Genomic DNA, 9,212 nt, shown 5'->3' with positions numbered 1-9,212 from the left:
TCATCATGTTCCTTTCCGTATGGAATCGTTACTCGAACCAATTTATTGCATGCTGTGATGCTCGATAACTTCCCACTGGATGCGCCTGTCGGTGAGATCGCAACGTTTCCGGTGATGCACGTGAACCAAGGCGATTTCTTATTTAACGCCATGATTACCATGACCAGAAATCGAGTAAAAAGGTTGATGGTTTGTGATGGTAAAAATGCGGTCGGCATGGTGGATATGACACAGATTCTCAGTGCATTCTCCACACACTCCCACGTTCTTACTTTGCGTATTGCGCGCGCCACCAGCGTTGAAGAATTGGCAATGGCATCCAACAAACAACGTCAACTGGTCGAGAGCTTGCTCAGTAATGGGATTCGCACACGCTTTATCATGGAGCTGATTTCTGCGGTCAACGAACAGATCATAGAGAAGGCTTTTGAGTTGGTGATCCCACCTGCACTGCATAATCATTGCTGCCTAATCGTGTTGGGTTCCGAAGGCCGTGGGGAACAAATTCTCAAAACCGATCAAGACAACGCGCTAATAATTCAAGATGGCTTGGAGTGGCATCAATGCCAAGGTGCCATGAACGACCTCACCCATACCCTTCAACAATTGGGTTACCCACTGTGCCCGGGCAACGTGATGGTCAACAATCCGAAATGGGTGCATTCAGAACAAGAGTGGAAACAAACCCTCACCCGTTGGGTAAAAAAAGCCACGCCAGACACCGTGATGAATATTGCGATCATGGCAGATGCACACGCTGTGGCGGGGAATAGAGAGCTATTAAAACCTGTAAAACAGCACCTGAGTGATTTGATGCTCGGACAGGAATTGATCCTAACGGAATTCTGCCGCCCGGCGCTGAACTTCTCAGTTCCCCTCACCCTATTTGGCAATGTGAAGCAATCCAAGTCAGGGCTCGATATCAAACAAGGTGGTATTTTCCCTATCGTGCATGGTGTGAGAGCACTTTGTCTAGAGCATGGTGTCACCGTAAACAATACCTTCGAGCGCATTGAACAACTGGTCAGCAAGAAGGTGTTAGAGCAAAGCACCGCCGATAATCTCAGTGAAGCGCTCAAGCAATTCTTCAAGTGGCGCTTAGCCCAAAGGCTTTCTCAACAGCACAGCAGCAACAAAATTAACGTCAAACTGATGGAGCGAGCAGACAGGGATCTGCTTCGTCATAGCCTGCACGTGGTGAAGAAATTCAAGCAATGGCTCGGCTACCACTATCAGATACGGGATTAGGCGATTGAACGATGAATAGGTTGGTTCGCTATTACTGGCATCACAAGCTCAAAGGCTCTCTCTATCAGCCTCTGTTTACTGCGCCTATTGATCATGAATATGTATCGCTCGATTGTGAAACCACCAGCCTAGACCCCAATCAGGCAGAATTAGTTACTATTGCCGCGACCAAGATCATCGGTAACCGAATCATTACCAGCCAACCTTTTGAAGTCCGATTGCGCGCCCCACAATCGCTCGATTGCAATTCAATAAAAATCCACCGCATTCGTCACCAAGATCTAAAACACGGCATCGAAGAAAAACAGGCTTTAATCGAGCTACTGAACTTCATTGGAAATCGTCCTTTAGTCGGCTATCACATCCGCTATGATAAAAAAATTCTCGACCGCGCCTGTTTAAAACAGCTTGGATTTCCACTGCCTAACCGATTAGTCGAAGTGAGCCAACTCTACCAAGACAAACTCGAAAGACAGCTGCCCAATGCCTATTTTGATCTCAGCATGGATGCCATCTGTCGCCAGCTCGATTTACCCATCTCGGTCAATAAACATGATGCATTACAAGACGCTATCTCCGCTGCGCTGATCTTTGTTCGCCTGAAACATGGTGACCTGCCCCGTTTCAACTCTTCTTATTCTTAATTCAACCACTGGCGCTTCACATAGAGAGCAACATCTCAAAAATGAACTTAACTCGCTATTTTGTAAGTGAAAAGCAGCGTCTCATCCTAAAGTCTAATTGTGGAAATCGCCGTCCTAGCCGAGAGTGATAACACAAAGACGGTTCTGTAATAGACCTAGAAACTGAACACAAAGGAAGTTGCCAGTTCATTAGGAATGTAGGCACAAGGAGAGATGCAATGAGTGAAGCCCACGTTTATCCGGTAAAAGAAAATATTAAATCAACCACACACGCGGATAATGACACTTACCTAGCCATGTACCAGCAATCTGTTTCTGACCCTGAAGGTTTTTGGGGTGAACACGGAAAAATCGTTGATTGGATCAAGCCTTTCACACAGGTCAAAAACACCTCTTTCGACCCTGGCCACATTGATATTCGCTGGTTTGAAGATGGCACACTTAACGTTTCGGCTAACTGTATCGACCGCCACCTTGCTGAGCGCGGTGATGAAGTCGCTATCATCTGGGAAGGCGATGACCCGGCTGATGACAAAACTCTAACTTTTAATGAACTGCACAAAGAAGTGTGCCTGTTTTCGAATGCTCTAAAAGAGCAAGGCGTGCGCAAAGGTGATGTGGTCTGTTTATACATGCCAATGGTGCCAGAAGCGGCAGTAGCTATGCTGGCGTGTACCCGTATCGGGGCGGTTCACACAGTCGTATTTGGTGGTTTCTCACCAGAAGCACTGTCTGGTCGTATTATCGATTCAAACTCTAAAGTCGTTATCACTGCCGATGAAGGCGTGCGTGGCGGCCGTGCGGTTCCACTGAAGAAGAATGTTGATGAAGCACTGACGAACCCTGAAGTGAAAAACATCGAGAAGGTTGTTGTATTCAAACGCACTGGCGGTGATGTTGCATGGCACGAACACCGCGATGTGTGGTGGCACGATGCTATTGCTAACATATCTGCAGATTGCCCACCAGAAGAGATGAACGCAGAAGATCCACTATTTATCCTTTATACGTCAGGCTCAACGGGTAAACCTAAGGGTGTTATGCACACCACAGGTGGTTACCTTGTTTATGCAGCAATGACATTCAAATACGTATTCGATTACCAAGAAGGCGAGACTTTCTGGTGTACAGCCGATGTGGGTTGGATTACCGGCCACACATACCTTGTTTACGGGCCGCTTGCTAATGGCGCAAAAACGATTCTGTTTGAAGGCGTGCCAAATTACCCGAACACCAGCCGCATGAGTGAAGTGGTCGATAAGCACCAAGTTAATATTCTTTATACTGCGCCAACGGCTATTCGTGCACTGATGGCGAAAGGCAATGAAGCCGTTGAAGGGACTTCTCGTGACAGCCTAAGAATCATGGGCTCAGTGGGTGAACCTATCAACCCAGAGGCGTGGGAGTGGTATTACAAAACAATCGGCAATGAGCAGTCTCCAATTGTTGATACATGGTGGCAAACGGAAACGGGCGGTATCTTAATTGCACCGCTACCGGGCGCAACAGACCTGAAACCGGGCTCTGCAACTCGTCCATTCTTCGGTGTGCAACCGGCGCTGGTTGATAACATGGGTAACATCATTGAGGGTGCAACAGACGGCAACCTAGTGATTCTTGACTCTTGGCCAGGCCAAATGCGTACCGTTCATGGCGATCATGACCGCTTCGAACAGACTTACTTCTCGACCTTTAAAGGCATGTACTTTACCAGTGATGGCGCTCGTCGTGATGAAGACGGTTACTACTGGATTACTGGTCGTGTCGATGACGTGCTTAACGTATCAGGTCACCGTATGGGTACCGCTGAGATTGAATCGGCTCTAGTTGCGTTCGATAAGATTGCTGAGGCTGCAATTGTGGGCATCCCTCATGATATTAAAGGCCAAGCGATTTACGCTTACATCACGCTAAATGATGGTGAGTTCCCAACTGCAGAGCTTCATAAAGAAGTGAAAGACTGGGTACGTAAAGAGATTGGCCCAATTGCAACGCCAGATGTACTGCACTGGACCGACTCTCTACCGAAAACTCGTTCGGGTAAAATCATGCGTCGTATCCTGCGTAAAATCGCGACTGGCGATACAGGTAACCTAGGTGATACCTCGACACTGGCCGACCCAAGCGTGGTTGATAAGCTGATTGCCGAGAAAGCAGAACTGGCATAAGCAACCAGTCACAGCAGCTAATCACTGTTTAAAACAGCACTTTCTAAACCGTCACCTATGTGGCGGTTTTTTTATGGCTGATCTTGATCTCAAATATCCCGCCCCAAATTAAGGCTAAGACGCTTTTTTGTTAAGTTGGTAACAATTCCAAGCTGTATCTATAGGAGATTAGACCAGTAAATTGCTGCGATTTGCGCTGAATTAGCTATAATCTGGTTCTAATTTTTAAATTTGGGTTTTTCTCACTAGAAATTAACCGCAAATTTTCAATAAAATGGCAACATTCACGTTCGTAAACACGATAAAGGAAGATAGCCCCACGATGTCTACAAAGTTTCGCATTCTAGTTTTAAATGGCCCAAACCTTAACCTGTTAGGCCTTAGAGAGCCTGCACACTACGGTTCTCAAACACTTGACCAGATTATTAGCTCACTGACCGAGCAAGCGAAAGCACACGATGTTGAGCTATCTCACTTACAGTCAAATCGTGAGTATGAACTGATTGAAGCTATCCATAGTGCTTATCAAAATGTTGATTTTATTATTATCAACCCAGCAGCCTTTACACATACCAGTGTGGCACTGCGTGATGCACTACTTGGCGTTGCCATCCCATTTATTGAGGTTCATCTATCGAATGTTCACGCGCGTGAACCATTCCGTCACCACTCTTACCTATCTGATAAAGCAGAAGGTGTGATTTGTGGCTTAGGTGCCCAAGGTTATCAATTTGCTTTGACCGCTGCGCTCAGCAAGCTCAACTCAAAGTAAACATAAACAACGAACTATTACTAACCTACTCAGTCATAGAGTAAGTTCAATTAACAGATAAAGAGAAAGAAACAATGGATATTCGCAAAATCAAAAAGCTAATCGAATTGGTTGAAGAGTCTGGTATTTCTGAGCTAGAAATCTCTGAAGGTGAAGAGTCAGTACGAATCAGTCGTAACAGCACTGCACCTGTAGCACCTGTTCAATATGCAGCTGCTCCAGCACCTGTAGCGGCAGCAGCTCCTGCGGCGGCACCTGTAGCAGCAGAAGCAGCGGCTCCTGCAGTTCCAGCTGGTCACCAAGTTCTTTCTCCAATGGTTGGTACTTTCTACGGCGCTCCAAGCCCAGATGCAAAACCATTCGTTAAAGTTGGTCAATCTGTAACTGCTGGCGAAACGCTATGTATCGTTGAAGCAATGAAAATGATGAACCAAATCGAAGCTGATAAATCTGGTGTTGTAACAGCTATCCTAGTTGAAGACGGTCAACCAGTAGAATTCGACCAAGCTCTAGTAATTATCGAATAATAGAGAGCACTCATTATGTTAGATAAATTAGTAATCGCGAACCGTGGTGAGATTGCACTACGTATTCTGCGTGCATGTAAAGAGCTTGGTATTAAAACGGTAGCGGTTCACTCAACTGCTGACCGTGACCTTAAGCACGTACTGCTTGCAGACGAAACCATTTGTATCGGTCCAGCTCGTGGTATCGATAGCTACCTAAACATCCCTCGTATCATCAGCGCAGCTGAAGTGACAGGTGCAGTAGCTGTTCACCCTGGCTACGGCTTCCTATCTGAAAATGCCGACTTTGCAGAACAGGTAGAACGCAGTGGCTTTATCTTTGTTGGCCCTAAAGCTGAAACCATTCGCATGATGGGTGACAAAGTGTCAGCTATCACGTCAATGAAAAAAGCTGGCGTACCTTGTGTACCAGGTTCTGACGGCCCTCTTGACGACGACGAAGCAAAAAACAAAGCGCACGCTAAGCGCATTGGCTTCCCAGTTATCATCAAGGCTTCTGGCGGCGGCGGCGGTCGTGGTATGCGTGTTGTTCGTTCTGAAGCAGAACTAACAGAAGCTATCGCGATGACTCGTGCTGAAGCAAAAGCATGTTTCAACAACGACATGGTTTACATGGAGAAATTCCTAGAAAACCCACGTCACATTGAAGTACAAGTGCTTGCAGATGGCCAAGGCAATGCTATCCACCTAGGTGAACGTGACTGTTCAATGCAGCGTCGTCACCAGAAAGTTGTGGAAGAAGCGCCAGCTCCAGGTATCACTGAAGAGATGCGTAAGTACATCGGCGAACGCTGTACTCGTGCATGTATTGAGATCGGTTACCGCGGTGCAGGTACATTTGAATTCCTATACGAGAACGGTGAGTTCTACTTCATCGAGATGAACACTCGTATCCAGGTTGAACACACGATTACTGAAATGGTAACGGGTATCGACCTAGTGAAAGAACAGCTACGTATTGCAGCTGGTCAGCCTCTATCATTCACTCAGGATGACATTAAGCTGCGCGGCCACTCAATCGAATGTCGTATCAATGCTGAAGATCCAGTTCGTTTCCTACCTTCACCAGGTAAGATTGAACGTTTCCACGCACCAGGCGGCATGGGCGTACGTTGGGAATCTCACATCTACACGGGTTACACAGTGCCACCACACTACGATTCAATGATTGGTAAGCTGATCACTTACGGTGAGAACCGTGATGTTGCTATCGCTCGTATGAAGAACGCATTGGGTGAAATGATTGTTGAAGGTATTAACGTTAATACCGAGCTTCAACTGTCTATTATGAACGACGAAAACTTCCAACACGGTGGTGCAAACATCCACTACCTTGAGAAGAAACTTGGTTTGTCATAATCCGTTCGTTTAAGAACAGTCAAAATGCTCACTTCGGTGAGCATTTTTGTTTTTGAGCCGCCGAAAAAATCAATCTTTAATCCCCATTATATTCCGTGGGGTTTTGGTGAATTTGCTCATATTTTCTGCTAGACTCCCCATCCAATTTTTCTCATATAGAAGATGCAGCCATGCCTTGGATTCAAATCAAGCTTAATGCTACCAATGAAAATGCCGAACAAATCGGCGACATGTTAATGGAAGAGACTGGTGCTCTTTCTGTAACTTTCCTGGATGCACAAGATACCCCTGTATTTGAGCCTCTGCCGGGCGAAACTCGCCTTTGGGGTGATACTGACATTCTCGCGCTTTACGACGCTGAGACTGATACTGGTGTCGTTCTAGCGCAGATTAAAGCAAGCAACATGTTCCCTGCAGACTTTGCTCATAAAGTAGAGCAAATTGAAGACAAGGATTGGGAACGTGAATGGATGGACAACTTCCACCCAATGAAGTTTGGTGAGCGTTTATGGATCTGCCCTAGCTGGCGCGATATCCCTGAACCTGACGCTGTTAACGTAATGCTAGATCCAGGCCTTGCATTTGGTACAGGTACTCACCCGACAACGGCATTGTGTCTTGAGTGGCTTGAAGGCTTAGACCTTGCAGGCAAAACCGTGATCGACTTCGGTTGTGGCTCAGGCATCCTAGCGATCGCTGCGATCAAACTAGGCGCGGCAAAAGTTATCGGGATCGACATTGATCCTCAAGCACTGCTTGCATCAAAGGACAACGCACAACGCAATGGCGTTGCTGAGCAACTAGAGGTGTTCTTGCCACAAGATCAACCGGAAGGTTTGCTAGCAGACGTTGTTGTTGCCAACATTCTTGCAGGTCCATTACGCGACCTTTCTGGCATCATCAAGGGCCTAGTTAAGCCAAATGGTGTACTTGCGATGTCGGGTGTTTTAGATACACAAGCAGAAGATGTTGCCACTTATTATCGTGATGAGCTTCACATTGATCCGATCATCGAACAACAGGAATGGTGTCGAATCTCAGGTCGCAAGCAAGGCTAGACAAGACTTTGGGCGCTAATTGACTGAAATTTAAACAAATTACAAAAACAAATTGTAAATGCTCAAATATTAGTCTTTTCACGCAGCGAAAAAATGCGTAAAATGCGCGCCCTTGCTGGTACAGAACTGTGATGACATTTTTTGAAAATCGGAAATTATCAACTTAAGAACAATCTAATCGTCGCTCCTATGGCTGGCGTAACGGATAGACCATTCCGTGAGTTGTGTCTTCGCTACGGTGCGGGGATGGCAGTCAGTGAAATGATGTCCTCCAATCCGAAAGTTTGGAAAACGTCAAAGTCTCAGCAGCGTATGGTACATGAAGGCGAATCGGGCATTCGTTCAGTACAAATCGCTGGTGCAGATCCACAGCTTATGGCCGAGGCTGCTCAATTTAATGTCGATAACGGTGCGCAAATCATCGATATCAACATGGGTTGTCCAGCCAAAAAAGTGAATAAGAAGCTTGCGGGCTCAGCCTTACTACAGCATCCAGAACTCATTGAAGACATTCTGAAAGCGGTGGTAAATGCTGTCGATGTTCCAGTAACGTTGAAAACGCGCACAGGCTGGGATACAGACAATAGAAACTGTGTCCAAATCGCGAAAATAGCCGAAGACTGCGGCATACAAGCTCTTGCGCTCCATGGAAGAACTCGCGCTTGTATGTACAAAGGTGAGGCAGAATACAAACACATTAAAGCAGCGAAACAAGCAGTATCTATTCCGGTTATCGCTAACGGTGATATCGATAGTCCGGAAAAAGCGAAGTTTGTGCTGGAGTACACCGGCGCTGATGCTTTAATGATAGGTCGACCTGCCCAAGGACGTCCTTGGATTTTTAACGAAATCCTACACTATTTGGAAAACGGCACCACGATGGACCCACTGCCGATTTCGGAAGTGAAAGACATCATGCTTGGTCATGTCCACGCTCTACATGAATTTTATGGAGAGTTTTTAGGCCCTCGCATCGCTCGTAAGCATGTGGGTTGGTATCTAAAAGAACATGAACAAGCGAGTGAGTTTCGCCGTACCTTCAACGCATTCGAAGCAGGTGATCTGCAGCTTGAAGCGCTAGAAGGTTTTTTTGATAACGTTGCACCATAATTACGAGAAGAGCTAGACCGAATATGTTCGAACAAAATCTGACTTCAGAAGCATTGACAGTAACTACAGTTACATCACAAGACCAAATCACGCAGAAGCCACTACGTGACTCAGTTAAAGCATCATTGAAAAATTACCTTGCTCAATTAAACGGTCAAGAAGTCAGCGAGTTATACGAATTAGTATTAGCTGAAGTTGAACAGCCACTACTAGACACTATCATGCAGTACACTCGCGGTAACCAAACTCGCGCAGCAACCATGATGGGTATTAACCGCGGTACTCTTCGCAAGAAACTTAAAAAATACGGCATGAACTAATCGTTC

Annotated in this window: 9 protein-coding genes; all 9 read left to right on the top strand. The window is 46.2% G+C overall.

Translation table 11 applies throughout. From position 1 onward, the window contains the following. Nucleotides 1-1,248, top strand: a 1,248-nt coding sequence (locus IQQ51_RS22645; RefSeq protein WP_228013160.1) for a DUF294 nucleotidyltransferase-like domain-containing protein, incomplete at its 5' end; no start/stop codon positions are given. A gap of 11 nt (nt 1,249-1,259) precedes the next feature. Next, the gene (locus tag IQQ51_RS22640; protein WP_193842195.1) at nt 1,260-1,892 is read left to right on the top strand and encodes a 3'-5' exonuclease; all 633 of its coding nucleotides are present in this window, start codon (nt 1,260-1,262) and stop codon (nt 1,890-1,892) included. A gap of 218 nt (nt 1,893-2,110) precedes the next feature. Next, a complete protein-coding gene (gene acs / locus IQQ51_RS22635) occupies nt 2,111-4,060 on the top strand; it encodes an acetate--CoA ligase (RefSeq protein WP_193842194.1) in 1,950 nt (649 codons plus the stop codon). Nucleotides 4,061-4,382: 322 nt separating this feature from the next. Further along, complete coding sequence (gene aroQ, locus IQQ51_RS22630) at nt 4,383-4,832, top strand: type II 3-dehydroquinate dehydratase (RefSeq protein ID WP_010435475.1); 450 nt, start codon at nt 4,383-4,385, stop codon at nt 4,830-4,832. Between the two features lie 74 nt (nt 4,833-4,906). Further along, on the top strand, nt 4,907-5,359 hold the full coding sequence (gene accB / locus IQQ51_RS22625) for an acetyl-CoA carboxylase biotin carboxyl carrier protein (protein ID WP_017062707.1): 453 nt from the start codon (nt 4,907-4,909) through the stop codon (nt 5,357-5,359). Between the two features lie 15 nt (nt 5,360-5,374). After that, nucleotides 5,375-6,718 carry an acetyl-CoA carboxylase biotin carboxylase subunit gene (gene accC, locus IQQ51_RS22620; protein WP_017062706.1) on the top strand — a complete coding sequence of 448 codons (1,344 nt, stop codon included), beginning with the start codon at nt 5,375-5,377 and terminating at the stop codon, nt 6,716-6,718. A gap of 170 nt (nt 6,719-6,888) precedes the next feature. After that, nucleotides 6,889-7,776, top strand: coding sequence for a 50S ribosomal protein L11 methyltransferase (gene prmA / locus IQQ51_RS22615; RefSeq protein WP_017055901.1), 888 nt, complete (start codon nt 6,889-6,891; stop codon nt 7,774-7,776). A 141-nt stretch (nt 7,777-7,917) separates the two neighbouring features. Next, nucleotides 7,918-8,886 carry a tRNA dihydrouridine synthase DusB gene (gene dusB / locus IQQ51_RS22610; RefSeq protein WP_032546269.1) on the top strand — a complete coding sequence of 323 codons (969 nt, stop codon included), beginning with the start codon at nt 7,918-7,920 and terminating at the stop codon, nt 8,884-8,886. A 23-nt stretch (nt 8,887-8,909) separates the two neighbouring features. Beyond that, entirely contained in the window at nt 8,910-9,206 is a 297-nt protein-coding gene (gene fis, locus IQQ51_RS22605; RefSeq protein ID WP_004729744.1) for a DNA-binding transcriptional regulator Fis, read from the top strand. Nucleotides 9,207-9,212: the final 6 nt, after the last annotated feature.

It is taken from the genome of Vibrio sp. OPT18, assembly GCF_015163615.1.
Taxonomy (GTDB): domain Bacteria; phylum Pseudomonadota; class Gammaproteobacteria; order Enterobacterales; family Vibrionaceae; genus Vibrio; species Vibrio coralliirubri.
The sequence above is the reverse complement of the archived record's forward strand: the minus strand, read 5'-3'. Positions and strand labels throughout refer to the sequence as shown.

Bases quoted from the DNA above. Each gene is read 5' to 3' on its own strand.
- IQQ51_RS22640 (WP_193842195.1), top strand. From the start codon at position 1,260: ATGAATAGGTTGGTTCGCTATTACTGGCATCACAAGCTCAAAGGCTCT.
- acs (WP_193842194.1), top strand. From the start codon at position 2,111: ATGAGTGAAGCCCACGTTTATCCGGTAAAAGAAAATATTAAATCAACC.
- aroQ (WP_010435475.1), top strand. From the start codon at position 4,383: ATGTCTACAAAGTTTCGCATTCTAGTTTTAAATGGCCCAAACCTTAAC.
- accB (WP_017062707.1), top strand. From the start codon at position 4,907: ATGGATATTCGCAAAATCAAAAAGCTAATCGAATTGGTTGAAGAGTCT.
- accC (WP_017062706.1), top strand. From the start codon at position 5,375: ATGTTAGATAAATTAGTAATCGCGAACCGTGGTGAGATTGCACTACGT.
- prmA (WP_017055901.1), top strand. From the start codon at position 6,889: ATGCCTTGGATTCAAATCAAGCTTAATGCTACCAATGAAAATGCCGAA.
- fis (WP_004729744.1), top strand. From the start codon at position 8,910: ATGTTCGAACAAAATCTGACTTCAGAAGCATTGACAGTAACTACAGTT.